The sequence below is a fragment of the Streptomyces sp. Je 1-79 genome (assembly GCF_025195125.1).
In the GTDB taxonomy this organism is placed as follows: Bacteria; Actinomycetota; Actinomycetes; order Streptomycetales; family Streptomycetaceae; genus Streptomyces.
In genome coordinates this window covers 297,199-321,155 of record NZ_JAMGSL010000007.1, presented here as the reverse complement: position 1 = coordinate 321,155, position 23,957 = coordinate 297,199, and the positions used below count along the sequence as shown (strand labels likewise).

Genomic DNA, 23,957 nt, shown 5'->3' with positions numbered 1-23,957 from the left:
AACAAAGAGGATCAATCCAGACATGGCAGAGAGGCTCAGTCCAGGCGCAGGTCGGCGAGCTGCCGCTCGAAGGGCACGACCTCGTCGTCGTCCGCCGCGCCCGCCGGGCCCCTCGCCGCGGCCAGGTCGGCCAGTTCGTGTCCGGCCCGCGCGATCCGGGACGGCAGGCCGTCCGTGTACGCGTCGCCGCCCGAACCCCAGTCCTCCGAGGCGGCGTAGACGGCCGTCGGGACGGTCAGCGCCCGCAGGTAGGCGAAGAGCGGGCGCAGCGCGTGGTCGAGGACGAGGGAGTGGCGGGCCGTACCGCCGGTCGCGCCGATCAGCACCGGCTTGCCGGTCAGCGCGGCCGGGTCGAGCAGGTCGAAGAAGGACTTGAACAGACCGCTGTACGAGGCGGTGAAGACCGGGGTCACGGCGATCACCCCGTCGGCGCCGGTCACCGCGTCGATCGACTCCTGGAGCCGCGCCGACGGGAAGCCCGACACGAAGTTCTTCGCGATGTCGACGGCGACGTCCCGCAGCTCGACCACGCGGACCTCGACGATGTACTCCTGCTCGGTGAGCCGCTCCTGGGCCGCCTTGGCGAGGCGGTCGGCCAGCAGCCGGGTGGAGGAGGGGGCGCTGAGTCCGGCGGACACGGCGACCAGCTTCAGGGTCTCCATGACGACTTACGCCTCCTGGTTCCGGGTGTCGGTGGTGCGGGTGACGGCGGGGTGGAGCGGGGCGGTCTCCGGGACGCCGGCGGGCCGCAGGTTGGCGAACTCCTTGCGCAGCACCGGGACGACCTCCTCGCCGAGGATGTCGAGCTGCTCCAGGACCGTCTTCAGGGGCAGGCCGGCGTGGTCCACGAGGAACAGCTGCCGCTGGTAGTCGCCGACGTACTCCCGGAAGGACAGGGTGCGTTCGATGACCTCCTGCGGGGAGCCGACGGTCAGCGGGGTCTCGCGGCTGAACTCCTCCAGGGAGGGGCCGTGGCCGTAGACGGGCGCGTTGTCGAAGTACGGGCGGAACTCCCGTACGGCGTCCTGGGAGTTCTTCCGCATGAAGATCTGGCCGCCGAGGCCGACGATGGCCTGCTCGGCCGTGCCGTGGCCGTGGTGCGCGTACCGCTGGCGGTAGAGGCGGACCATCTTCTCGGTGTGCTCCTTGGGCCAGAAGATGTGGTTGGCGAAGAACCCGTCGCCGTAGTACGCGGCCTGCTCGGCGATCTCGGGGGAGCGGATGGAGCCGTGCCAGACGAACGGCGGGACGCCGTCCAGCGGGCGGGGCGTGGAGGTGAAGCCCTGGAGCGCGCTGCGGAACTTCCCCTCCCAGTCGACGACGTCCTCCCTCCACAGCCTGTGGAGGAGCGCGTAGTTCTCGATGGCGAGCGGGATGCCCTGGCGGATGTCCTGGCCGAACCACGGGTAGACCGGTCCGGTGTTGCCGCGGCCCATCATCAGGTCCACGCGCCCGTCGGCGAGGTGCTGGAGGGTGGCGTAGTCCTCGGCGATCTTCACCGGGTCGTTGGTGGTGATCAGCGTGGTCGAGGTGGAGAGGACCAGCTTCTCGGTCCGGGCGGCGATGTGCCCGAGGAGGGTCGTCGGGGAGGACGGCACGAACGGCGGGTTGTGGTGCTCACCGGTCGCGAAGACGTCGAGCCCGACCTCCTCCGCCTTGAGCGCGATGGCGACCGTGTTCTTGATCCGCTCGTGCTCGCTGGGGGTGCGGCCGGTCGTGGGGTCGGTCGTCACGTCACCGACGGTGAAGATCCCGAACTGCATCGTGCTCACCTCTCGCCTCGGGGGCTGTTGGTTGAATCGTAAACTATCCCGCTCAACCACGCACCCCCGCGTCCCATTCCCGCCCGTTCTCCCGTCCCTCTTCCGCCCCGTCTACCGCCCCCTCTCCTGGTCCGTCTCCCGGCCAGAAGGAGCGGCCGGGGACGGCTCCCGTAGAGTTCGCCGACGTGAACGGTGCGATATCGGTCGTCGGGATCGGCGCGGACGGCTGGGACGGCCTTCCCGCGCGCTCCCGCCGCGTCCTGTCCGCCGCCGAGGTCCTGATCGGCGGCCCCCGACAGCTCGGTCTGCTGCCCGCCGCCGAGTGCCCCGGTGAGCGGATCGCCTGGCCCTCGCCCCTGCGGCCCGCCGTCCCCGGCCTGCTCGCCGCGCACGAGGGCCGGCGGATCGCGGTGCTCGCCAGCGGCGACCCGATGTTCTACGGGATCGGCCGCACGCTCGCCGAGACGGTGGACGCCGAGCGCCGCGCCGCCCTCCGGGTCCTCCCGCACCCCTCCTCCGTCTCCTACGCCTGCGCCCGCCTCGGCTGGGCCCTGGAGGCCGTGGAGACCCTCTCGCTGGTGGGCAGGCCCCTCGCCGCGCTCTCCGCCTCCCTGCACGACGGCCGCCGGCTCCTCGTCCTGAGCGAGGGCGCCGAGACACCCGGCGCGGTCGCGGCCCTGCTGCGGGAGAAGGGCTTCCCGGAGACCCGGATGCGGGTCCTGGAGCAGCTCGGCTCGGACCGCGAGCGGATCGTGGACGGCACGGCCGCCACCTGGCCGCACGAGCGGACCGACCCCCTGAACGTGATCGCCCTCGACCTCGTGCGCTCCCCCGGCGCCCCGCGGCTCGGCGCCGTACCCGGTCTGCCGGACGAGGCGTACGAGCACGACGGCCAGCTCACCAAGCGGTACGTGCGGGCGGCGACGCTCGCCGCGCTCGCCCCCGCGCCCGGAGAGCTGCTGTGGGACATCGGCGGCGGCTCCGGCTCCATCGGCATCGAGTGGATGCGTACGGACCGGGCCTGCCGGGCGGTCGCCGTCGAGAAGGACCCCGAGCGGGCGGCCCGGATCGCGCGCAACGCCTCCGGTCTCGGCGTCCCGGCGCTCCGGGTCGTCACCGCGGCCGCTCCCGGCGGTCTCGCCGGCCTTCCCACCCCCGACGCGGTGTTCATCGGCGGCGGTCTGACGGCGCCCGGCCTGCTCGACGCCTGCTGGGACGCGCTGCCGGCGGGCGGGCGGCTGGTCGCCAACACGGTGACCATGGAGTCCGAGGCGCTGCTCGCGGAGCGGTACCGGGAGCACGGCGGGGAGCTGGTCCGGCTCGCCGTCGCCCAGGCCGTCCCGGTGGGCGGCTTCACCGGCTGGCGCCAGGCGATGCCGGTCACGCAGTGGTCCGTAACGAAACCAGGAGTTCGAGCATGACCGTCTACTTCATCGGCGCGGGCCCGGGCGCGGCCGACCTGATCACCCTGCGGGGTGCCCGCACCCTGGCCGCCTGCGGCGTCTGTCTGTACGCGGGCTCCCTGGTCCCGCGCGAGCTGCTCGCCGAGTGCCCGCCGGACGCGCGCCTGGTGGACACCGCGGACCTGGACCTGGACAGGATCGTCGCCGAGATCGTCCGCGCCCACGAGGCCGGGCAGGACGTGGCGCGGCTCCACTCCGGCGACCCGTCCGTCTTCAGCGCGGTCGCGGAGCAGATGCGCCGGCTCGACGCGCTGGACATCCCGTACGAGGTCGTGCCCGGCGTCCCGGCGTTCGCCGCGGCGGCCGCCGCGCTCAAGCGGGAGCTCACCGTCCCGACGGTGGGTCAGACGGTGATCCTCACCCGGATCGCCCAGCAGGCCACCCCGATGCCGGAGGGCGAGGACCTGGCGACCCTCGGCCGCAGCGGCGCTCTCCTGGTGCTCCACCTGGCGGCCCGGTACGCCGACCGCGTCGTCGCCGAGCTGCTGCCGCACTACGGCGCCGACTGCCCGGCCGCGGTCGTGGCGATGGCCAGCCGCCCCGACGAGATCGTGCTGCGGGGCACGCTGGAGGACATCGCGGCACAGATGAAGGAGGCGGGGATCACGAAGACGGCGGTGATCCTGGTCGGCCGGACGCTGGCGGCCTCGCAGTTCCGCGACAGCCACCTCTACGACCCGACGCGGGACCGGCACGTCTGCTGACCGCCGCCCCGGCCCGGACGACCCCGCGTGACGTCGCACGGCGCCGCGCGATCCGGACGGCCCGCGTGACGTCGTACAGCCCCGCCTGACCGGGCTCCGCACGGCGGTGGCCGGGCCCCTGGACAGGGCCCGGCCACCGGCACCACCACGGTCAGGCGTTGGGACGCTTGCCGTGGTTCGCCTTCTTCTTCTTGCGGGCACGCTTCTTGTTGCCGCGCTTCGCCATGGGACTCCCTCTCGATAGGGGTTCTGCCGTGGCCAGCCTAGGTTCGGGCGGTGCACGCCGCATCCGCTATGCCGGTATTGCTACGGACCCGCAGGCGACGAGCGCCCCACCACCGTGCCCGCGCGGTCGATGCAGACGACATCGACCGCGACCGGCGCGCCGCGCAGGACCGCGAGGGCCTCGTCGCGGGCGCGGGCGGCCACCAGGTCCCCGAGAGGAACGCCCGCGGCCTCGCAGAGACGGAGAGCCGCCAGGCCCGTGTTCGCCTCCGCGATCTCCCCGGCCAGGGCATCGGACGCGCCGCCCGAGCGGGCCAGGTCCGCGAGGAAGGCCTTGTCGACCTGGGAGCGGGCCGAGTGCAGGTCCAGATGGCCCGCGGCCAGCTTGGAGAGCTTGGCGAAGCCGCCGCAGACCGTGAGCCGGTCGACCGGGTGACGGCGGATGTACTTGAGGACCGCGCCCGCGAAGTCGCCCATGTCGAGCAGGGCGATCTCCGGCAGGTCGTAGAGCGTCGTCACCGTCTTCTCCGAGGTGGAGCCGGTGCAGCCCGCCACATGCGTCAGCCCCGCCGCGCGGGCCACGTCCACGCCCCGGCGGATGGAGTCGATCCAGGCCGAGCAGGAGTACGGGACGACGACGCCGGTCGTCCCCAGGATCGACAGCCCGCCGAGGATCCCGATCCGCGGGTTCCAGGTGGAGCGGGCGATCTCCTCGCCGTGGTCGACGGAGACCGTGATCTCCACGTCGCCGCCCGCGCCGTGCGCCGCCGCGACCTCGGCCACGTGGTCGCGCATCATCTGCCGCGGGACCGGGTTGATCGCCGGTTCGCCGACCTCCAGGGGCAGGCCGGGCAGGGTGACCGTACCGACGCCCGGGCCGGCCCGGAAGACGACGCCGGAGCCGGCCGGGAGGATCCGTACCGTCGACCGGATCAGCGCCCCGTGCGTGACGTCCGGGTCGTCGCCCGCGTCCTTCACCACCGCCGCCATGGCGCGGTCCGCCGTCAGCTCCTCGGCCGCGAGCGCGAACGCCGGGCGCTGGCCCTTCGGCAGCGTGATCGTCACCGGGTCGGGGAAGTCGCCCGACAGCAGCGCCGTGTACGCGGCCGTCGTGGCCGCCGTCGCGCACGCCCCGGTCGTCCAGCCGGGGCGCAGACCGGTGTGCTTGAGTTGGGCGTCGCGCCCGCCGCCTGCGCTCATGAAAGGGCTCCCGTGCACGTACTCATTCTCGGCGGGACCACCGAGGCCCGCGCCCTCGCCGGGCGGCTGCACGACTCCGTACGGGTCACCAGCTCGCTCGCCGGGCGGGTCGCCGCCCCCCGGCTGCCCGCGGGGGAGGTCCGGATCGGCGGCTTCGGCGGTGTCGACGGGCTCGTGGAGTGGGTGCGCGCGCACGCCGTGGACGCGGTCATCGACGCCACCCATCCCTTCGCGGAGACCATCAGCTTCAACGCGGCCCGGGCGGCCGCCACCGCCCATGTTCCCCTGCTCGCGCTGCGCCGCCCCGGCTGGGTCCCGGCGGCCGGGGACGACTGGCACCAGGTCGCCTCCCTGGCGGAGGCGGCGCGGATCCTGGACGGCCTCGGGCAGGGGCACCCCTCCGGGGGGAGGGTGTTCCTGACGACCGGGCGGATGGGGCTCGCGGCCTTCGCGGACTGCCCGCAGTGGTTCCTCGTACGGTCGGTGGACGCCCCCGAGCCCCCGATGCCCGCCCGCACCGAAGTCCTCCTGGACCGGGGGCCGTTCACCCTCGACGGTGAGCGGGAGCTGATCGCCCGCCACGGCATCGACGTCCTCGTCACGAAGGACAGCGGCGGGGCTGCGACGGCGCCCAAGCTCGCCGCGGCCCGCGAGGCGGGCATCCCCGTCGTCGTCGTCCGCCGCCCGCCGGTCCCGGAGGGGGTCCCGGTGGCGGCGACGGTCGACGAGGCGGCGGCCTGGGTGAGCGGGCGGGCGGGGGCCTGAGCCGGCCCTCGTCGGGAGCCTCCCGGGTCACGCCTCCGGGTAGCGGCGTGGCGTCCAGGTGATCGTGCGGCCGTCGCCGCGTTCGACCGCGCGCGTCTGGGACGAGCCGATCAGGAGCAGGGTGCGCATGTCGACCTCGGACGGCTCCAGGGTCTTCAGGGTCACCACCCGTACCGACTGCTCCGGGCCGCCGACGTCCCGTGCCACGACCACCGGAGTCTCCGGCGAGCGGAGTTCGAGCAGCAGGTCGCGGGCGGCCGCCACCTGGTGCGTACGGGACTTCGAGCCCGGGTTGTAGAGCGCGAGCACCAGGTCCGCCCCGGCCGCCGCGCGCAGCCGCTCCGCGATGACCTCCCAGGGCTTGAGGCGGTCGGAGAGGGAGATGGTCGCGTAGTCGTGGCCCAGCGGGGCCCCGGCCGCGGCCGCCGCCGCGTTCGCGGCCGTCACCCCCGGGAGCACCCGTACGGGAACGTCCGCGTACCGCTCCTCCGACGCCACCTCCAGCACCGCCGTGGCCATGGCGAAGACACCCGGGTCGCCGCCCGAGACGACCGCGACCCGGCGCCCGCGCCGGGCCAGGTCGAGCGCGAACTCGGCGCGCTCGGACTCGACCTTGTTGTCCGAGCCGTGCCGGAGCTGGCCGGGGCGCAGCGCCGGGACCCGGTCGAGGTACGTGGTGTAGCCGACCAGGTCGTCGGCGTTGACCAGCGCGCCGCGCGACTCCGGCGTCAGCCAGGGCGCGCCGGCCGGTCCGGTGCCGACCACGACGACCTCGCCGCCGGTCTCCCGGGACTCGGGCGCCGCCGCGTCGATACGGGAGGGCAGCACGGCCACCGAGAAGTACGGCACCGTCTCCGGGTCCACCTCGGAGAGGACTGCCGTCCGCTCCCCGGCCATGAACGCCCGCTCCACGTACCGGGCGTCGTCCAGCCGCCCGGCCCGCTCCAGGGCACGCCGCACGGTCGGGAACGTCCGGCCGAGCTTCATCACGACCGCCGAGTCCGTGCCCGCGAGCCGCGCCGTCAGCTCGTCCTCCGGCAGCGTGCCGGGGATGATCGTCAGGACCTCCTCCGCCTCGCAGAGCGGCTCCCCGAGCCGGGCGGCGGCGGCGCTGACCGAGGTGACACCGGGGATGACGGTGGTGTCGTAGCGGTCCGCGAGCCGCTTGTGCATGTGCTGGTACGAGCCGTAGAAGAGCGGGTCGCCCTCGGCGAGCACGGCGACCGTCCGGCCGGCGTCCAGATGGGCGGCGAGGCGGGCGGCTGCCTCCTCGTAGAAGTCGTCGAGCGCGCCCCGGTAGCCGCCGGGGTGGTCCGTGGTCTCCACCGTGAGCGGGTACATCAGCCGCTCCTCGACGTGGTCCTCGCGGATGTGCTCGGCCGCGATCGAGCGGGCGATGGAGCGGCCGTGGCGCGCCGAGTGGTAGGCGATCACGTCGGCGGAGGCGATGGCCTTCACGGCCGCCACCGTCATCAGGTCCGGATCGCCGGGCCCGAGGCCGACTCCGTACAGCCTGCCGGGGGTCTTCGCGCTCATGCCTGGATCTCCGCTTCGGTCGCCATGGCGTTGATCGCGGCGGCGGTCATCGCGCTGCCGCCGCGCCGGCCTCGGACGACGAGGTAGTCGAGGCCGAGCTCCCGGCCGCGGTCCGCCAGCGCGTCCTTGGACTCGGCGGCGCCGATGAAGCCGACCGGGATGCCGAGGACGGCCGCCGGACGGCCCGCGCCCTTCTCGATCATCTCCAGGAGGCGGAAGAGGGCGGTGGGCGCGTTGCCGATGGCGACGACGGAGCCTTCGAGGCGGTCGCGCCAGAGTTCGAGGGCGGCGGCGCTGCGGGTGGTGCCGAGCTCGGCGGCGAGCGCGGGCACGGAGGGGTCGGAGAGTGTGCAGAGCACGTCGTTGTCGGCGGGCAGCCGCTTGCGGGTGACCCCGCTCGCGACCATCTGCGCGTCGCAGAAGACGGGCGCGCCGGCGCGCAGGGCGGCGCGGGCGCGGGAGACGACCTGCGGGGAGTAGGCGATGTCGCGTACGAGGTCGGTCATGCCGCAGGCGTGGATCATGCGGACCGCGACCTGGGCGACGTCGGCGGGCAGGCCCGCCAGATCCGCTTCGGCGCGGATCGTGGCAAAGGACTGGCGGTAGATCTCCGCGCCGTCCTTCTCGTAGTCGAACATCCTGTTGCTCTCGCTCATCTCGTGTGTGTCGACGGGCCGCGGGCTTCCGCGACGGCGGCGGTGAGGTCGGTACGGGGGGTGGGGCGGCCGTCCACGAGGTAGCCGCCGTCGGCGGTGGCGACGACGTCGACCCAGGTGCCGGGGGCGCCCTGGGGGTGGCCGCACCGGCGGTCGCATCCGGAGAAGTGGACGGGGAGGCCCGCGGTGCGGGGCGTGGCGTCCGCGCGTACGTCCGCGAGGGACTTGGCGCAGCCGGGGCGCCCGGTGCAGGCGCCGACGCCGGCCCAGGGGTCGTCGGGGCGGGTGACGAGACCGGCGGCCGCGAGCGCGTCGAGCCGCTCCTGGGCGGCGGGGCGGCTGTCGAACCCGGTCAGCACCGCGCCGCGCCAGGGGGTGAGCCGCAGCTCTCCGCCGGCGCCGGGGGCGAGCGCGCGCAGCTGCGCGGCGGTCAGCCGCCCGAGCCGCACGCCGACGCTGACCCCCCACCGCCCGCCACGCCCGACGACTCCGGGCAGCGGCCCACCGGAGGCGGCGCGCGGCGCCGTTTCGGGGGAGGCGGGGTGCGGTGCGGGGCCGCCGGAGGCCGTGTGCGGCGCCGTTCCTGAGGCGGTGGCCGGGGTCGCCGTTCCTGAGGGCGCGGTCGGTGTCGCTCGGGTGGCGGCCGGGTGGGCCGGGATGCCCGCGCGGGTCAGGGCGGCGGACACGTCGGGCTCCACTCCCTCGGGGAGCTCCCGTACCCGCCAGGCACCGTTCCCCGCGGCGCGGGCGGCTTCGAGGAAGGCGCCCGCGGCGGCGAGCGCGGCACGGGGGGCGTCGGGGGCGGCGACCAGGAAGACCTGGGCGCCCATCCGGAGCCGTACCGACCGCTCTCCTGCGAGCAAGGTCACATCTCCGCCGAGCCCCGCCACATCCTCGCGCCCGTCGTCCAGGACGAAGAGGAAACGGCCGGAGAGGGCCGCCGCGGCGCTCTCCGCGCACAGCAGCGCGTCCAGCTCGCGGGCCCACAACTGCACGTCAGCACAGCCGAGTCCGTCCAGTCCGGCCGTCGGCGAGGCCACGACGTTCCGGACGCGTTCATGGGTCGCGGAGGGCAGCAGCCCGGCCTCCGCGAGCCGCCCGGCCAGCTCCGCACCGCAGCTCTCGCCGAGCCCGCGCAGCTCCACGTTCCCCCGCGAGGTGACGCTGACCCGTCCGTCGCCCAGTTCCTCCGCGGCAGCGGCCAGGACCTCGACCTGGCGTGCCGTCAACAACCCTGCGGGCAACCGCAGTCGGGCCAGCCGGCCGTCGTCGGCGGAGTGCAGTCGAAGCGCCCCGGGGCAGGCGTCGCCACGGTCCCGTATGACGGGTTCGCCCTGGTTGGGCGTGGTGGGCGGGTCGGTCGGCATGGCGGCGAGCATACCCACGTGAATCCGGGTGACCCGCCGGGCCGCCGCGGCCACGATCTACTATGCAGATCGGCATGGGGTCCCAGGACCCCGGGGAGGAAGCCCGGTGAGAATCCGGCGCGGTCCCGCCACTGTGAGCCCGGCCCCGCAAGGGGACGGGTGAGTCAGGAACTCCCTTCCCCAAGCTCTCGGCTTCGCTCGAGCAGGGGAGGCCCCAACCCACACGACCACCCGGGGCGCGGACAACCCCGAGGAAGGCCTGCGCACGCATGCGAATTCTGTTGCTGTCGCACTCCGACACCGACCTGCTCAGCGCCCGCGCGGCCGGCGGTCCGGTCGAGTACCGGTTCGCCAACCCCTCCCGCCTCGCCCTGGACGACCTGCCGGGGCTCCTCGACGGCGCCGACCTCGTTCTCGTACGCCTCCTCGGCGGGCTGAGGGCCTGGGAGGACGGCCTCGACGCGCTGCGCGCCGCCGGGAAGCCGCTGGTCGTCCTCTCCGGGGAGCAGGCGCCGGACGCCCAGCTCATGGAGGCCTCCACGGTCCCCGTCGGCGTCGCCACCGAGGCCCACGCCTACCTCGCGCACGGCGGCCCCGCCAACCTGGAGCAGCTGGCCCGCTTCCTCTCCGACACCGTGCTGCTCACCGGCCACGGCTTCGACGCCCCGGCCGCCGCGCCCACCTGGGGCCCGCTGGAGCGCGCCCCCCGCTCGACCGACGGCCCGACCGTCGCGGTGCTCTACTACCGCGCCCACCACATGAGCGGGAACACCGCCTTCGTCGGCTCGCTCTGCGAGGCGATCGAGGACCAGGGCGCCCGCGCCCTGCCGCTCTACGTCGCCTCCCTGCGCGCCCCCGAGCCCGAGCTGCTCGACACCCTGCGCGGGGCCGACGCGATCGTCACCACCGTCCTCGCGGCCGGCGGCACCAAGCCCGCCGAGGCGCAGGCCGGCGGCGACGAAGAGGCCTGGGACGCGGGCGCGCTCGCCGCCCTCGACGTACCGATCCTCCAGGCGCTCTGCCTCACCGGCTCACGTGCGGCCTGGGAGGAGAACGACGAGGGCCTCTCCCCGCTGGACGCCGCCAGCCAGGTCGCCGTCCCCGAGTTCGACGGCCGGCTCATCACCGTCCCGTTCTCCTTCAAGGAGATCGACGAGGACGGCCTGCCCGCGTACGTCGCCGACACCGAGCGCGCCGCGCGCGTCGCCGGGATCGCCGTCCGCCACGCCCGTCTGCGGCACATCCCGAACGCCGAGAAGAAGCTCGCCCTGGTCCTCTCCGCGTACCCGACCAAGCACTCCCGGATCGGCAACGCGGTCGGTCTCGACACCCCCGCGTCCGCCGTCGCGCTCCTGCGCCGGCTGCGGGAGGAGGGGTACGACTTCGGCCCGGTCGAGGAGATCCCCGGGCTCGTCTCCGGCGACGGCGACGAGCTGATCTACGCCCTGATCGAGGCCGGCGGCCACGACCAGGACTGGCTCACCGAGGAGCAGCTCGCCCGCAACCCCGTCCGCATCCCGGCCGCCGACTACAAGCGCTGGTACGCGACCCTCCCGGCCGAGCTTCGCGAGGCCGTCGAGGAGCACTGGGGTCCGGCGCCGGGCGAGATGTTCCTCGACCGGTCCCGTAACCCCGAGGGCGACATCGTCCTCGCCGCCCTGCGGCGCGGGAACCTGCTGATCCTCATCCAGCCGCCGCGCGGCTTCGGCGAGAACCCGATCGCGATCTACCACGATCCCGATCTGCCGCCCTCCCACCACTACCTGGCGGCCTACCGCTGGATCGCCGCGCGCGCCGAGGACGGCGGCTTCGGGGCGGACGCCATGGTCCACCTGGGCAAGCACGGCAACCTGGAGTGGCTGCCCGGCAAGAACGCGGGCCTGTCCGCCGCCTGCGGCCCGGACGCGGCGCTCGGCGACATCCCGCTGGTCTACCCGTTCCTCGTCAACGACCCGGGCGAGGGCACGCAGGCCAAGCGCCGCGTGCACGCGACCCTCGTCGACCACCTGGTGCCGCCGATGGCGCGCGCCGACTCCTACGGCGACATCGCGCGCCTTGAGCAGCTGCTCGACGAGTACGCCCAGATCTCGTCCATGGACCCGTCGAAGCTGCCCGCGATCCGCGCGCAGATCTGGACGCTGATCCAGGCGGCGAAGCTCGACCACGACCTGGGCCTGGAGGACCGCCCGGAGGACGACGGCTTCGACGACTTCCTGCTGCACGTCGACGGCTGGCTCTGCGAGGTCAAGGACGCGCAGATCAGGGACGGTCTGCATGTGCTCGGCGGGGCGCCGGCCGGTGAGGCGCGGGTCAACCTCGTGCTCTCGATCCTGCGCGCCCGGCAGATCTGGGGCGGTACGCAGGCCCTGCCGGGTCTGCGCGAGGCTCTGGGCCTGGACGAGTCGGCCGCGACCCGCACCACCGCCGACGAGGCGGAGGCGACGGCGCGCGAGCTGGTCGAGGCGATGGAGGCGGCGGACTGGTCCCTGGACGCGGTCCCGGCGGTCGCCGCCGCGTACGGTCCCGACGTCGCCGCCGTACTGCGCTTCGCCTGCGAGCAGGTCGTGCCCCGGCTCGCGGGGACCACCGACGAACTCGCCCACGCCGTCCACGCGTTGAACGGCGGGTTCGTCCCTGCCGGCCCCTCCGGCTCGCCGCTGCGCGGTCTGGTCAACGTGCTGCCGACCGGCCGGAACTTCTACTCCGTCGACCCCAAGGCCGTCCCCTCCCGCCTCGCGTGGGAGACCGGCCAGGCCCTCGCCGACTCGCTCCTGGAGCGCTACCGCGCCGACAACGGGGAGTGGCCGACCTCCGTCGGGCTCTCCCTGTGGGGCACGAGCGCGATGCGTACGGCGGGCGACGACGTGGCCGAAGCCCTTGCGCTGCTCGGCATCCGTCCCACGTGGGACGACGCCTCGCGCCGGGTGAACGGTCTGGAGGCGGTCCCGCTCGCCGAGCTGGGGCGGCCGCGCATCGACGTGACGCTGCGCATCTCGGGCTTCTTCCGGGACGCGTTCCCGCACGTCATCGGGCTCCTCGACGACGCCGTACGGCTCGCCGCCTCGCTCGACGAGCCGGCCGAGGACAATTACGTACGGGCGCACGCGCAGGCCGATCTGGCCGAGCACGGCGACGAACGGCGCGCGACCACCCGGATCTTCGGCTCCCGGCCGGGCACGTACGGCGCGGGCATCCTCCAGCTGATCGACTCGCGCGACTGGCGGACGGACGCGGACCTCGCCGAGGTGTACACGGTCTGGGGCGGCTACGCCTACGGCCGCGGCCTCGAAGGGCGCCCGGCGCGCGCCGAGATGGAGACGGCGTACAAGCGGATCGCGGTGGCCGCGAAGAACACGGACACGCGCGAGCACGACATCGCCGACTCGGACGACTACTTCCAGTACCACGGCGGCATGGTGGCGACCGTCCGCGCGCTCACGGGCACGGCGCCCGAGGCGTACATCGGCGACTCCACCCGCCCGGAGACGGTCCGCACCCGGACCCTGGTCGAGGAGACCTCGCGGGTCTTCCGCGCCCGGGTGGTCAACCCGAAGTGGATCGAGGCGATGCGCCGCCACGGCTACAAGGGCGCGTTCGAGCTCGCGGCGACGGTCGACTACCTCTTCGGCTACGACGCGACGACCGGCGTGGTCGCCGACTGGATGTACGACAAGCTGACGGAGACGTACGTCCTCGACCCGGAGAACCAGGCCTTCCTGAAGGAGGCCAACCCCTGGGCCCTGCACGGCATCGCGGAGCGCCTCCTGGAGGCCGAGTCGCGCGGCATGTGGGAGAAGCCGGATCCGGAGACCCTGGCCGCCCTGCGCCAGGTGTTCCTGGACACGGAGGGCGACCTGGAGGACGGCGCCGAAGGCTAGACCGGGGTCGCGTGCGCCGGGGCCAGGTCGAGACGCCTGCCCCGGAAGCCACGGCGGATCCGTCGGTCGTGGGTGACGATCACCAGCGTGCCCGTGTACCGCGCGAGCGCGGCCTCCAGCTCTTCGACGAGGCCGGGGGCCAGGTGGTTGGTCGGTTCGTCGAGGAGGAGCAGGTCCGCCGGGCGGGTGACCAGGCGGGCCAGCTCCAGCTTGCGTCGCCCGCCCGTCGACAACTCCCGTACGGGCGTGGCGAGATCGGCTGCCGCGAAGAGCCCGAGCCGCAGCAGCTCCTCCTCCCGTCCCTCGCCGAACGCGGCGGCGACCGTACGGGCGTCGTCCGGCGGCGCGGTGTCCTGGCGGAGCATCCCGACCCGGGGCGGGGCCGTCACCGTCCCTACGTCCGGGGTGAGTTCGCCCGCGAGGACCTTGAGCAGCGTGGTCTTCCCCGCCCCGTTGGGGCCGGTGACCAGGAGGCGCTCGCCGGGAGCCAGGTGCAGGGAGTCCAGGCGCAGCCTGCCCTCCACCCGTACGTCCGTCAGCGCGACCGCGCCCGCACGGCCCTCGATGTCCGCCGTGAACCGCAGTGGCTCCGGGGGCGCCGCCACCGGGTTCTCGGTGAGCCGCTGGAGCCTCTCCCGGGCGGCCCGGATCCTGCTCATGGTGCCGTGCGCCCGTGACCGGGCCCGGAACGCGCCCGCCCCGCTGAAGGACGCCGGGGCCTTGCGCGGGATGGCGGAGAAGCGGTCGATGTTCGTGTCGGCGAGGGCCGAGTAGCGGGCGGACTCCGCCCGCCACTCCTCGTACTCCCGCTCCCACCGGGCCCGTTCGGCGGCGCGGCCGGTCAGATAGCCGGCGTAGCCGTTGCCGTACCGGCGTACCGTCCGCAGCTCGTGGTCGACCTCCAGGACGGCGGTGGTGACCTCGTCGAGGAAGGCCCGGTCGTGGGTGACGGCGACGACCGTCCCCCGGTGGGTGCGCAGCCGCTCCTCCAGCCAGGCCACGGCCTCGTCGTCGAGGTCGTTGGTCGGCTCGTCGAGCAGCAGCAGCTCGGGGTCGGCGGCGAGGGTCGCGGCGAGCGCGAGGCGGGAGCGCTGCCCGCCGGAGAGCGTGGCGAGCGGGCGGTCCCGGTCGGGCGGGGCGGTCTCGCCGAGCTGCCTGAGGGTGATCTCGACCCGCCGGTCGGCGTCCCGTCCGCCCCGCGCCTCGTACGCGGCGAGGAGGGCGGCGTAGCCGTCGAGGTCCCCGGTGCGCGGGAGTTCCGCCTCGGCGGCCCGGATCGCCCGCTCCAGCTTCCGTACGTCGGCGAGCGCCAGGTCGACGGCGTCGCCGACGGTGGCCGTGTCCGGGAGGTCCAGGGTCTGGGCGAGGTGGCCGAGACCGCCGGGGGAGTCGACGGCGACGGTGCCGTTGTCGGGCCGTTCCAGGCCGGCGAGGAGCCGGAGGAGCGTGGACTTCCCGGAGCCGTTGTCGCCGACGACGCCGAGGCGCTCGCCGGTACGGACGGTGAGGGAGACCCGGTCGAGGACGAGCCGGTCGTCGTAGCGCTTGGTGACGTCGGTGAGTTGGACACGGAACAAGGGCGATCTCCTGCCGTCGACTGCCATAGAAGAGACGAGACGTATCGTCTTGTCTTGCTCGTTCGAGAGTAGAGAGTCCTCTCCGGTTTCGCAAGACGGTTCGTCTCGTCAATCTTTTCGGGGGTGCCGCGCGCCAGAGCGATGAGTTCCGCGGACCCCGGGTGTCTACCCCTGTGACCGTGCGAGGACCGAGGAGAGAACCATGACCGAGACCGACACCCGCACCCTGGACGCGCCCGGCGCCACCCTCCGCTACGACATCCGTGCCGGAGACTCCGCCGGCCGGCCCCTGTTCCTGATCGGTTCCCCCATGGACGCGAGCGGTTTCGGAACGCTGGCGTCGCACTTCACCGACCGGACCGTCATCACCTACGACCCGCGGGGAGTGGGCCGCAGCCTCCGTACCGACGGCGCCGCCCGGACGACCCCCGAGGAGCACGCCGACGACCTGCGGCGGATCATCGAGGCGCTCGGCACCGGCCCGGTGGACGTCTTCGCGAGCAGCGGCGGCGCGGTCAACGCCCTCGCCCTCGTGGAGCGGCACGGGGACCTGGTCCGGACGCTCGTCGCGCACGAGCCGCCGACGGCGCAGGTTCTTCCGGACCGGGAGGCGGCGCTGGAGGTCTGCGCCGACATCCACGCCACGTACCTGCGGGAGGGGATGGGCCCCGCGATGGCGAAGTTCCTCGGCGTGACCAGCCGGAAGGGCCCCTTCCCGGCGAACTGGGCCGACGAGCCCGCCCCCTCGCCCGCCGACTTCGGCCTGCCCGCCGAGGACGACGGCTCGCGCGACGACCCGCTGCTCGGGCAGAACATCCTCGGGTGCACCGGCTACCGGCCCGACTTCGCCGCGCTCCGTGCCGCGTCGACGCGCATCGTCGTGGCGGTGGGCGAGGAGTCCCAGGGCGAGTTCGCCGCCCGTGCCGGTGTGGAGGTCGCCGCCGGTCTGGGCGGCGAGCCCGCGCTGTTCCCGAGCCACCACGGCGGCTTCCTGGGCGGCGAGTTCGGCCAGCAGGGGGCCCCGGCCGAGTTCGCGAAGGCCCTGCACGGCGTACTGGACGACTGAGGCGGACGCGCGTCGCTTGAGGCGGCACCGCTGAGGTGCACCACTGAGGCGCCTCTGAGGCAGCACCGCTGAGGTGCACCACCGAGGCGCCTCCGGGGTTGCCGGACCGAGGCGCCTCCGGGGTTGCCGGGCCGGTCGTCCCGCCCGGCAGCCCTGGGCGTCCGCGTTCTACGTGCGCTCGCCCAACACCCGTACCGCCTCCACGATCAGGTCCCAGAAGCCCGGGACGTCGACCTCCACCCCCACCTCCGCGTTGGCCGGACGGCCCGTCACTCCGTGCAGGTCCACCACCGTCGCGCCCCGGGTGTGCGTGCCGGTCAGCTCGATCGACACCGCCGCCCGCACCAGGCTGATCAGCGACGGGTCGATCAGGTGCGCCACGGTGAGCGGGTCGTGCAGCGGCGGCGCGTCGAAGCCGTACACCTCGCGGTAGGTCGCGGCGAAGAAGGTCAGCAGCTCGACGCAGAGCCTGGCGAGCGGGGTGCCCAGGGCCGCGATCCGGGAGACGACGTCCGCGGTCGCCTGTGCCTGGTGGGTGGCGTTGAGCCCGAACATCGTGATCGGCACCCCGCTGGAGAAGACGATGTCCGCCGCCTCCGGGTCGCAGAAGATGTTGAACTCCGCCGCCGGGGTGGTGTTCCCGCGGTCGGCCGAACCGCCCATCAGCACGATCCGCTCGATGCGCGGGGTCAGCTCCGGATGGGCGAGCAGAAACGTGGCGATGTTGGTCAGCGGCCCGGTCGGGACGAGCGTCACGGGCGCGGGATGCGCGAGCAGGACGTCCCGGATCAGCGTGCGGGCGTCGCGCGGGTCCTGCGGGACGTCCGGTTCGGCGTCGCCGAAGCCGGGGCCGTCGAGCCCCGAGTCGCCGTGGATGTTCTCGGCGACGAGCGGCGCCCCGTGCAGCGGACGGTCCCGGCCGGCCGCGATCGGCACCCCGCGGATCCCGGCGACGGAGCACACCCGGCGGGCGTTGAGGGTGGTCTTCTCCACCGTCTGATTGCCCGCCACGGTGGTGACGGCGAGCAGGTCGACGGCCGGGTGGGCGGCGGCCAGCAGGATGTTGAACGCGTCGTCGTGACCGGGATCGCAGTCGAGGATCACGGGTACGGCCATACCTCCACCGTCCCACACCCCCGCCCCGCCGTCACGGACCCGCGGGGCCCTTTGCCGACGTTCCGCGCCGACAACTGGCGGCAACCGGGCACCCCTTGGGCGATAAGCGCATTGTTCTAGTAGAGTACTAACAAGTTCACCGTACGGGAGGTCCCATGCACCGCGTTCCGCCCCGCCTTCGTCTCTTCGCCGCGCTCCCCTTCCTGCTCGCGCTCGCTCTCCACCTGACCCTGTTCGGGCTGTGGGGCGACCGGCTGCCCGACCCGCTCGCCACCCACTTCTCGACGGACGGCCGCGCCGACGGCTGGACCGGCCTGGCCGCTTTCGCCGTGGTCGGCTCCGGTCTGCTGCTCGGCCTCGGCACGGGCTGGACCCTGCTCGTACGGCGCGGCGCGCTCTGGGGCGCGTGGCTGACCGCCGGCGCCACGGGCACGCTGCTGATCCTGCTCGTACGGGACAACCTCGACGCGTCCGACGCGGCGCGGGTGGTCTCGCCGCTCACCAACCTCGCCGTCGCGGCCGGTGCGGGCGGGGCCCTCGCCCTGGCCGGGTGGGCCCTGGCCAGGCTCGTACCGCAGGACGCCCCGGCCGTCCCCGGCGTCCTCGAACCGTCGTCGCCGATGCTCCCGCTCGGCCCGGGCGAGGCCGCGGGCTGGTCGCGGGGCACGGGCTCGCGTCCGATGACCGCCATGGGCGCGGTCCTTGTGGTGGCGGGGCTCCTGCTCCTCCTCGCCGCGCCCTGGCCGGTCGCCCTCGTCCTGGGGGCGAGCGGACTTCTCGTCCTGGGTCTGGCCCAGGCCCGCGTCACGGTCGACCGGCGCGGGCTGACCCTGCGCCCGGCGCTCCTGCCCCGGCCTCGGATGCGGATACCGCTCGACCGGGTCGAGAGCGCGAGCGCCCGGGAGATCGACGCCCTGGGGGAGTTCGGCGGCTGGGGCTACCGCGTCCGCGCCCACCGCTCCGGTCTCGTCCTGCGCTCGGGCGAGGCGCTGGTGGTACGGCGGGAGGGCGGCCGGGAGTTCGCGGTCAGCGTCCCCGACGCGGGGACGGCGGCGGCCCTGTTGAACGCGCTTGTGGCTCGGCGTGAGAGCGTCTGACCATGTTGTTCCGGGTCGATCCCGCCTCCGCCGTGCCCCTCGGCGACCAGATCGCCGCGTGCGTGCGCGGCGCCCTCGCCGACGGTTCGGCGGCCCCCGGCGAACGCCTTCCGGCGGCCCGGGAGCTCGCCGACTCGCTGGGCGTCAATGTCCACACGGTCCTGCGCGGCTACCAGCGCCTGCGCGAGGAGGGCCTGATCGAGCTCCGCCGGGGCCGGGGCGCGGTCATCGTGCCGGGCGCCCCGGTGGGCGCCCGCGCCCACCTCGCGGAACGGGTCAGGTCCGTCGTGACGGAGGCCCGGACCCTGGGCCTGACCGACGACGAACTGCTGACCCTCGTCAGGGGCGCCCTGTCGACACCCTGAACGCCGTCGCGGACGCCGGCCACCGCCCGGGCGCCGGGCGGTGGTTCAGCGTCTGCACGCCGGGCAGGCCCCGGCGCCCCGGGCGGGCGGGGGCGCCGGGGCGTGAGCCCAGGGCCCCGGTCGGTCGGCGTCAGCCCGGCGCCCGTACCGGCGTCAGCCCGGCGCCCGTACGGGCGTGAGCCCAGGGCCCCGTCGGACGGCGTGAGCCCGGCGCCCGTACCGGCGTCAGCCCGGCGCCCGTACGGACGTGAGCCCAGGGCCCCCGTCGGTCGGCGTCAGCCCAGGGTCCGTATCGGCGTACCCGCCAGGAACGCCTCGATGTCCTCCACCGCCTGCCCGAAGTAGCGGTCGTAGTTCCCCCGCGTCACATACCCCAGGTGCGGCAGCGCCAGGACGTTCGGCAGCGTGCGCAACGGGTCGTCGGCCGGCAGCGGCTCCGTGGCGAAGACGTCGAGCCCCGCCCCCGCGATCCAGCCCTCGCGCAGCGCCCGCAGCAGCGCCTCGCCGTCGACCAGCCCCGCCCGTGACGTGTTGACCAGGTACGCCGACGGGCGCATCGCCCGCAGCTCGGCCTCCCCGACCATCCCCCGGGTCCGCTCGGACAGCACCATGTGGAGCGACACCACGTCCGCGCGCTCCAGCAGCTCCCGCTTGCCCGGCGCGTACGCGACCCCGTGCTCCGCCGCCCGCTCCTGCGTCAGGTTCGGGCTCCAGGCGAGGACCTCCATGCCGAAGGCGAGACCGACCCGGGCGACCCGGCCGCCGATCTTGCCGAGACCGACCAGCCCGAGCGTCCGCCCGGCCAGGTCCGCGCCGACCGTCGACTGCCAGGGCCCTCCCTCGCGCAGCCCCTGCGCCTCGGCCCGCACCTGCCGGGCCAGGCCGAGGATCAGCGCCCAGGTCAGTTCGGCGGGCGGCTCCGAGCCGCTCGCCGTACCGCAGACCGTGATCCCGAGCGCGGCCGCCGCCGTCAGGTCGATGGAGGCGTTGCGCATCCCCGACGTGACCACGAGCCGCAGCCTGGGCAGCCGGCCGAGCAGCTCGGCGTCCAGGGGCGTCCGCTCCCGCATGACGACGAGGATCTCGCAGTCCCCGACGGCGGCGACCAGCGCGTCCCGGTCGGTCAGGTGCTCGCGCAGGACGCGTACGTCCACACGGTCTGCGAGCGGGCTCCAGTCGGCGGAGGAGAGGGCGACGCCCTGGTAGTCGTCGAGTACGGCACAGCGCGGCTTCATGCCCCCCATGATCGCGCGGCCGGCGATCGTACGACAGGGGCCCCGGCCCCGCGCGGTGACGCTGCGGCACCCGGGTGACCGGCCACGATCGGACCCGTCCGCGGCGACAACCCCCGCACCCGACCGGAGGATTGGCCTGATGCGTAGCCATGTCGGCGAATGCCCGGGAAAGCGGAGACATGAACACACCAGGCTCCGACCACGAACTGGAAGCGCTCCGCGCGCGGGTCGCCGCCCTGGAGGCGGACACCGCGCGTCCGCCCGTGCGCCGCCACCGGCTGCGCTCCTTCTTCGCCGCGCTGCTGATCGTCCTCGGCTGTGTCCTCGCCCCGCTGGGCATCGTCGCCGCCTGGACGTCCGACGTGGTGGGCGACACCGACCGCTACGTCGACACGGTCGCCCCGCTCGCCTCCGACCCCGACGTCCAGGCCGCCGTCGCCAACCGGGTCACCGGCGCGGTCATGGAGCACATCGACCTCAAGGACCTCCTGGAGGGCGTGGCCCCCGAGCAGCGCCCGCTCCTGGAGAAGGCCCTGGGCCGGCTCGGCGACTCCCTGGAGGGCGCCGTCCGGAGCTTCGTCCACGACAAGACACAGGAGGTCGTCGCCTCCGACGCCTTCGAGACGGTCTGGACCGACGCCAACCGCGCGATCCACACCTCGGTCGTCCGCGCCCTGACCGGCAGCGACGAAGGCGCGGTGGAGATCAAGGACGACACGGTGACGATCGACCTCGCGCCCGTGATCGAACGCGTCAAGACACGCCTCGTCGACTCGGGCCTCACGGTCGCCGAGAAGATCCCCGAGGTGCACACCGACTTCACGGTCCTCAAGTCCGAGGACATCGGGAAGGTGAAGACCGGCTTCCGGCTGCTCCAGATCATGGGCCTCTGGCTGCCCGTCATCGCCATCCTGCTCGCCGCGGGCGGGGTACTGCTCTCCGCCCACAAGCGCCGCTCCCTGATCGCCGCGGCCCTCGGCTTCGCCGCCGCGGCCCTGGTCCTCGCCATCGGCCTGACCGTCTTCCGTACGGTCTATCTCAACGCCCTGCCCGAGACCGTCTCGCAGCCGGCCGCCGGCTCCGTCTACGACGCGATGGTCCGGCTCCTGCGGACGACGATCCGGATGGTCGTGGTCCTCGGGGTGGTGCTCGCCGTCGCCGCCTGGCTCTCCGGCCCCGGCCGGTCCGCCACGGTGGTCCGGCAGTTGTGGCACTCGGGCATCGCGGCGACCCGTACGACGGCCGACCGCGTGGGGTTCCGCACGGGCCCGGTCGGCCCGTTCATCACCCGCCACCGGGCGTGGATCACCTGGATCCTGGTGGCCGCGGCCGTCGTGACGTACATCCTGTGGAGCTACCCCACGGGCTGGGTGGTGCTGGGTCTGGCGCTGACGCTGCTGTTCCTGCTGGCGGTGACGGAGTTCCTGGCGGACCCGGAACCCACGGCGGACGCCGACCCCGGGCGACCCCCCGCGGGACCCGGCGGACCCGGCGGACCCGGGGGGCCCGGGGGGTCCGGGGGCCCGGACCCTGTGGACCCCGGGGAGCGCGCCGGACCCGTGGATCCCGGCGATCCCGCGGCAGGGAAGACCTGATCGCTCACTCGCCGACGCGGACGAGGGCGAGGGTGATGTTGTCCGGCCCGCCCGCGTCGATCGCGGCCTTCCACAGCTCGAAGGCCGCCTTGCCGTCGTCGTGGTCCCGCAGCAGCCGGTCGATCTCCTCGTCCGTCACCGGGTCGGTCAGCCCGTCGCTGCACACGAGATAGCGGTCGCCGGGGGAGAGCGGGATCTCGGCGACGTGCGGGGTGACCGCCTCGAAGGCGTGGCTGCCGCCGAGGGTCTGGGTGACGGCCGACGTCGTACGGTGCCCGGGCACGGGTGGCGGGCTGTCGTCCACACTGACCTGGCGCAAACCGTCCCGGGAGACGTGGAAGACCTTGCTGTCGCCGACGTTGAACGACAGCAGCGACCGCTCCAGGACGAGGGCTCCCGCGACCGTGCTCCCCATGGTGGCCAGCTCGGGACGGTCCTCGGCGGCCGCGTACACGGCCCGGTTGCAGAGGTTCAGCGCCTCGGTGACGGTCTCCGTCCCGTCGAGCGCGGGTCCGATGGCGGCGAGCCGGCGCGCCACCAGGGCGCTGGCCACCTCGCCGGCGGGCTGCCCGCCGAGGCCGTCGGCGACGGCGACGAGGAGCGATCTCCCCAGGGGGAAGACCAGGGTCTGGGGGTTCTCGGTCACCGTCCCGCACAGCGTCCACGGACCGACGACCAAGCTGTCCTCGTTGTGCTCCCGCATCAGCCCGGCATGGCTGAGCGCGGTCACGGCTACGTACGACGCCACGGCATCCCGCCTTTCCTCAGGCCCCGCCCGTACCCCATTGTCCCGCCTGGACGCCTCGGCATGCGTGTCGAGCCACGCCGTCGCACGCTGGTCCTGAGCCGCCCGTCCGCCGGGAAGGCCGAGGAAAGGACGACCGTCGATGTTCGCGAGGCTGAGCAGCTACCAGGGGTCACCGGTTCCGCCCGAGGGCGACCTCGCCGCCAAGTCGGAGGTGATCGTCAAGCTGGTCGAGAACCTCCCGGGCTTCCGGGGTGCGTACTACCTCGTGGACCGGGCCACGGGAAAGGCGAGGTCGCTGACCCTGTGGGCGGACGAGGCGTCGATGCTGGAGAGCGAGCAGGAGGCGGCGCGGGTACGGGACGAGTCCTCGCAGCGGGAGGGCCAGCGGGTGGTCGCGGTGGACCACTTCGAGGTGGCCTTCGTCCGCCTGGCCCCGTAGCGGGGAACGGCCCCCAGCGGGCGGGCCAGGCCCCGGTCGGACCCGGTCCGCCGTCGGGTCAGACGCGGTCCGCCGTCGTGGCGGCGGGCTCCCAGGCGAACCCGTCCGGGTCGGTGAAGGACGCGGTGCCGCCGCCCAGGACGAGCCGGTGCGATCCCGTGCCGTCCACGGGGACGCCGACGTCCTTGGCGAGGGCGCGGCGCCCGTACAGCGCCAGCTTCAGGCGCCCGGAGGGCGCGGCGAACTCGACGTACTTGCGGCCGAAGCTCTTCGCCACGGTGAGGCCGTGCTCGACGTAGAACTGCCTGCTCGCGGCCACGTCCTCGGCCCCCAGCAGGAGCACGACGTGCTCGATCCGCCGGGTGGCCGGGCCGGTGTCCTTCTTCTCCGACGACGCGATCTTCCAGATCGTCCCGTCGGGGGCCCGGACGACGCCGCCGTAGCCCCAGAACGACTTGGTGGCGGGCTTCAGCACCGTGGCGCCGGCGTCGACGGCGGCGTCGACGAAGGCCCTGACGTCGGCGGGCCGGGCGACCGTGAGCGACAGCGAGAAGCCGCGGAAGCCGGTGGTCGGAGCGTCCGAGGCCCGCAGGCGGACCTGCTCGCCCAGACCGAAGACGGTGTAGAAGCGGTCGGCGGCCGTGCTGTCGGCCACCTCGATGGTGACGGTCTCGATGAAGTTCATGCACGCAACGCTAGTTACGGCGCGGGTGCCGGTGCTTCTCGATTCCTGACCGGTCTGGTGACCTGCTTCGCGACGCACGACGGCATGCCCTCGACACCGTCCGCCGCCTGGCGCCGGTAGACGCTGGGCGGCATGCCGACCAGTTCGGTGAAGCGGGTGCTGAAGGTGCCGAGCGAGGAGCAGCCGACCGCGAAGCAGACGTCGGTGACACTGAGGTCGCCACGGCGCAGGAGTGCCATCGCGCGCTCGATGCGCCGGGTCATCAGGTACGAGTAGGGCGACTCGCCGTACGCCAGCCGGAACTGCCGGCTGAGGTGACCGGCCGACATGCTGGCGCCCCGGGCGAGCGCCTCGACGTCCAGCGGCTGCGTGTACTCACGGTCGATCCGGTCGCGGACACGGCGCAGCCGCGCGAGGTCGTCGAGGCGCTGCGCCGCGGTGAGTGCGCTCATCCACGCAGGATGGCACATAGGGGGA

Annotated in this window: 22 protein-coding genes and 1 riboswitch; of the genes, 9 read left to right on the top strand and 13 right to left on the bottom strand. The window is 74.1% G+C overall.

Going from position 1 to position 23,957, the window contains the following annotated elements; translation table 11 throughout:
* Positions 1–35: 35 nt before the first annotated feature.
* Positions 36–662 (bottom strand): FMN reductase, encoded by a 627-nt coding sequence (locus M5362_RS16655; RefSeq protein ID WP_260228330.1) that lies wholly within the window; start codon positions 660–662, stop codon positions 36–38.
* A gap of 6 nt (positions 663–668) precedes the next feature.
* On the bottom strand, positions 669–1,763 hold the full coding sequence (locus tag M5362_RS16650; RefSeq protein WP_260228329.1) for an LLM class flavin-dependent oxidoreductase: 1,095 nt from the start codon (positions 1,761–1,763) through the stop codon (positions 669–671).
* A 185-nt stretch (positions 1,764–1,948) separates the two neighbouring features.
* On the opposite strand from M5362_RS16650, the gene cbiE reads away from it, so the two are divergent.
* Positions 1,949–3,184: a precorrin-6y C5,15-methyltransferase (decarboxylating) subunit CbiE gene (gene cbiE / locus M5362_RS16645; protein WP_260228328.1), complete on the top strand. Its 1,236-nt coding sequence runs from the start codon at positions 1,949–1,951 to the stop codon at positions 3,182–3,184.
* Positions 3,181–3,930, top strand: coding sequence for a precorrin-4 C(11)-methyltransferase (gene cobM / locus M5362_RS16640; protein WP_260228327.1), 750 nt, complete (start codon positions 3,181–3,183; stop codon positions 3,928–3,930). The genes cbiE and cobM overlap by 4 nt, the downstream gene beginning before the upstream one ends.
* 151 nt (positions 3,931–4,081) lie before the next feature.
* Here the strand turns inward: cobM and M5362_RS33315 are convergent, their stop codons facing one another.
* Positions 4,082–4,156, bottom strand: coding sequence for a 50S ribosomal protein bL37 (locus M5362_RS33315; RefSeq protein WP_099895366.1), 75 nt, complete (start codon positions 4,154–4,156; stop codon positions 4,082–4,084).
* Between the two features lie 80 nt (positions 4,157–4,236).
* Complete coding sequence (locus tag M5362_RS16635) at positions 4,237–5,355, bottom strand: cobalt-precorrin-5B (C(1))-methyltransferase (protein ID WP_260228326.1); 1,119 nt, start codon at positions 5,353–5,355, stop codon at positions 4,237–4,239.
* Between the two features lie 12 nt (positions 5,356–5,367).
* Between M5362_RS16635 and M5362_RS16630 the strand changes: the two genes are divergently transcribed.
* Positions 5,368–6,120, top strand: a complete 753-nt coding sequence (locus M5362_RS16630) for a cobalt-precorrin-6A reductase (RefSeq protein WP_260228325.1) — start codon at positions 5,368–5,370, stop codon at positions 6,118–6,120.
* Positions 6,121–6,147: 27 nt separating this feature from the next.
* On the opposite strand, the gene M5362_RS16625 is transcribed toward M5362_RS16630, so the two are convergent.
* The 3 genes from M5362_RS16625 to M5362_RS16615 are packed head-to-tail and all read right to left on the bottom strand — an operon-like array spanning position 6,148 to position 9,691.
* Entirely contained in the window at positions 6,148–7,656 is a 1,509-nt protein-coding gene (locus tag M5362_RS16625; protein ID WP_260228324.1) for a precorrin-2 C(20)-methyltransferase, read from the bottom strand.
* Entirely contained in the window at positions 7,653–8,312 is a 660-nt protein-coding gene (locus M5362_RS16620; RefSeq protein ID WP_260228323.1) for a precorrin-8X methylmutase, read from the bottom strand. The genes M5362_RS16625 and M5362_RS16620 overlap by 4 nt, the downstream gene beginning before the upstream one ends.
* On the bottom strand, positions 8,309–9,691 hold the full coding sequence (locus M5362_RS16615; protein ID WP_260228487.1) for a cobalamin biosynthesis protein CobG: 1,383 nt from the start codon (positions 9,689–9,691) through the stop codon (positions 8,309–8,311). Before M5362_RS16615 ends, M5362_RS16620 begins: the two co-directional genes overlap by 4 nt.
* 47 nt (positions 9,692–9,738) lie before the next feature.
* Positions 9,739–9,872: riboswitch (cobalamin riboswitch) on the top strand.
* Between the two features lie 76 nt (positions 9,873–9,948).
* Here M5362_RS16615 and cobN point away from each other — a divergent pair.
* Positions 9,949–13,557, top strand: coding sequence for a cobaltochelatase subunit CobN (gene cobN / locus M5362_RS16610; RefSeq protein WP_260228322.1), 3,609 nt, complete (start codon positions 9,949–9,951; stop codon positions 13,555–13,557).
* Here the strand turns inward: cobN and abc-f are convergent.
* On the bottom strand, positions 13,554–15,161 hold the full coding sequence (gene abc-f, locus M5362_RS16605) for a ribosomal protection-like ABC-F family protein (protein ID WP_374214479.1): 1,608 nt from the start codon (positions 15,159–15,161) through the stop codon (positions 13,554–13,556). The two genes, cobN and abc-f, sit on opposite strands and share 4 nt — an antisense overlap.
* A gap of 175 nt (positions 15,162–15,336) precedes the next feature.
* Here abc-f and M5362_RS16600 point away from each other — a divergent pair, with 175 nt between their 5' ends.
* Positions 15,337–16,200 carry an alpha/beta fold hydrolase gene (locus tag M5362_RS16600; RefSeq protein ID WP_260228320.1) on the top strand — a complete coding sequence of 288 codons (864 nt, stop codon included), beginning with the start codon at positions 15,337–15,339 and terminating at the stop codon, positions 16,198–16,200.
* A gap of 168 nt (positions 16,201–16,368) precedes the next feature.
* Here the strand turns inward: M5362_RS16600 and M5362_RS16595 are convergent, their stop codons facing one another.
* The gene (locus M5362_RS16595) at positions 16,369–17,316 is read right to left on the bottom strand and encodes a nucleoside hydrolase (protein WP_260228319.1); all 948 of its coding nucleotides are present in this window, start codon (positions 17,314–17,316) and stop codon (positions 16,369–16,371) included.
* A gap of 155 nt (positions 17,317–17,471) precedes the next feature.
* Here M5362_RS16595 and M5362_RS16590 point away from each other — a divergent pair, with 155 nt between their 5' ends.
* A complete protein-coding gene (locus tag M5362_RS16590) occupies positions 17,472–18,413 on the top strand; it encodes a hypothetical protein (protein WP_260228318.1) in 942 nt (313 codons plus the stop codon).
* Positions 18,414–18,415: 2 nt separating this feature from the next.
* Complete coding sequence (locus M5362_RS16585; RefSeq protein ID WP_260228317.1) at positions 18,416–18,778, top strand: GntR family transcriptional regulator; 363 nt, start codon at positions 18,416–18,418, stop codon at positions 18,776–18,778.
* Positions 18,779–19,053: 275 nt separating this feature from the next.
* Here M5362_RS16585 and M5362_RS16580 read toward each other — a convergent pair whose 3' ends face one another.
* Complete coding sequence (locus tag M5362_RS16580; RefSeq protein WP_260228316.1) at positions 19,054–20,013, bottom strand: D-2-hydroxyacid dehydrogenase family protein; 960 nt, start codon at positions 20,011–20,013, stop codon at positions 19,054–19,056.
* 179 nt (positions 20,014–20,192) lie between these two features.
* On the opposite strand from M5362_RS16580, the gene M5362_RS16575 reads away from it, so the two are divergent.
* Complete coding sequence (locus M5362_RS16575) at positions 20,193–21,608, top strand: hypothetical protein (protein ID WP_260228315.1); 1,416 nt, start codon at positions 20,193–20,195, stop codon at positions 21,606–21,608.
* 4 nt (positions 21,609–21,612) lie between these two features.
* On the opposite strand, the gene M5362_RS16570 is transcribed toward M5362_RS16575, so the two are convergent.
* Positions 21,613–22,311 carry a PP2C family serine/threonine-protein phosphatase gene (locus M5362_RS16570; RefSeq protein WP_260228486.1) on the bottom strand — a complete coding sequence of 233 codons (699 nt, stop codon included), beginning with the start codon at positions 22,309–22,311 and terminating at the stop codon, positions 21,613–21,615.
* A gap of 184 nt (positions 22,312–22,495) precedes the next feature.
* Here M5362_RS16570 and M5362_RS16565 point away from each other — a divergent pair, with 184 nt between their 5' ends.
* Positions 22,496–22,795 (top strand): hypothetical protein, encoded by a 300-nt coding sequence (locus tag M5362_RS16565; RefSeq protein WP_260228314.1) that lies wholly within the window; start codon positions 22,496–22,498, stop codon positions 22,793–22,795.
* 58 nt (positions 22,796–22,853) lie between these two features.
* Here the strand turns inward: M5362_RS16565 and M5362_RS16560 are convergent, their stop codons facing one another.
* Positions 22,854–23,480 (bottom strand): glyoxalase, encoded by a 627-nt coding sequence (locus M5362_RS16560; RefSeq protein ID WP_260228313.1) that lies wholly within the window; start codon positions 23,478–23,480, stop codon positions 22,854–22,856.
* A gap of 14 nt (positions 23,481–23,494) precedes the next feature.
* On the bottom strand, positions 23,495–23,950 hold the full coding sequence (locus M5362_RS16555; RefSeq protein ID WP_374214478.1) for a helix-turn-helix transcriptional regulator: 456 nt from the start codon (positions 23,948–23,950) through the stop codon (positions 23,495–23,497).
* Between the last annotated feature and the right edge of the window lie 7 nt (positions 23,951–23,957).

Bases quoted from the DNA above. Each gene is read 5' to 3' on its own strand.
- M5362_RS16580 (WP_260228316.1), bottom strand. From the start codon at position 20,013: ATGAAGCCGCGCTGTGCCGTACTCGACGACTACCAGGGCGTCGCCCTC.
- M5362_RS16650 (WP_260228329.1), bottom strand. From the start codon at position 1,763: ATGCAGTTCGGGATCTTCACCGTCGGTGACGTGACGACCGACCCCACG.
- M5362_RS16560 (WP_260228313.1), bottom strand. From the start codon at position 23,480: ATGAACTTCATCGAGACCGTCACCATCGAGGTGGCCGACAGCACGGCC.
- cobN (WP_260228322.1), top strand. From the start codon at position 9,949: ATGCGAATTCTGTTGCTGTCGCACTCCGACACCGACCTGCTCAGCGCC.
- cobM (WP_260228327.1), top strand. From the start codon at position 3,181: ATGACCGTCTACTTCATCGGCGCGGGCCCGGGCGCGGCCGACCTGATC.
- M5362_RS16635 (WP_260228326.1), bottom strand. From the start codon at position 5,355: ATGAGCGCAGGCGGCGGGCGCGACGCCCAACTCAAGCACACCGGTCTG.
- M5362_RS16570 (WP_260228486.1), bottom strand. From the start codon at position 22,311: ATGCGGGAGCACAACGAGGACAGCTTGGTCGTCGGTCCGTGGACGCTG.
- M5362_RS16615 (WP_260228487.1), bottom strand. From the start codon at position 9,691: ATGCTCGCCGCCATGCCGACCGACCCGCCCACCACGCCCAACCAGGGC.
- M5362_RS16555 (WP_374214478.1), bottom strand. From the start codon at position 23,950: ATGTGCCATCCTGCGTGGATGAGCGCACTCACCGCGGCGCAGCGCCTC.
- M5362_RS16600 (WP_260228320.1), top strand. From the start codon at position 15,337: ATGACCGAGACCGACACCCGCACCCTGGACGCGCCCGGCGCCACCCTC.
- M5362_RS16585 (WP_260228317.1), top strand. From the start codon at position 18,416: ATGTTGTTCCGGGTCGATCCCGCCTCCGCCGTGCCCCTCGGCGACCAG.
- M5362_RS16620 (WP_260228323.1), bottom strand. From the start codon at position 8,312: ATGAGCGAGAGCAACAGGATGTTCGACTACGAGAAGGACGGCGCGGAG.
- M5362_RS16625 (WP_260228324.1), bottom strand. From the start codon at position 7,656: ATGAGCGCGAAGACCCCCGGCAGGCTGTACGGAGTCGGCCTCGGGCCC.
- abc-f (WP_374214479.1), bottom strand. From the start codon at position 15,161: ATGGCAGTCGACGGCAGGAGATCGCCCTTGTTCCGTGTCCAACTCACC.
- M5362_RS16655 (WP_260228330.1), bottom strand. From the start codon at position 662: ATGGAGACCCTGAAGCTGGTCGCCGTGTCCGCCGGACTCAGCGCCCCC.
- M5362_RS16590 (WP_260228318.1), top strand. From the start codon at position 17,472: ATGCACCGCGTTCCGCCCCGCCTTCGTCTCTTCGCCGCGCTCCCCTTC.
- M5362_RS16595 (WP_260228319.1), bottom strand. From the start codon at position 17,316: ATGGCCGTACCCGTGATCCTCGACTGCGATCCCGGTCACGACGACGCG.
- M5362_RS16565 (WP_260228314.1), top strand. From the start codon at position 22,496: ATGTTCGCGAGGCTGAGCAGCTACCAGGGGTCACCGGTTCCGCCCGAG.
- M5362_RS16575 (WP_260228315.1), top strand. From the start codon at position 20,193: ATGAACACACCAGGCTCCGACCACGAACTGGAAGCGCTCCGCGCGCGG.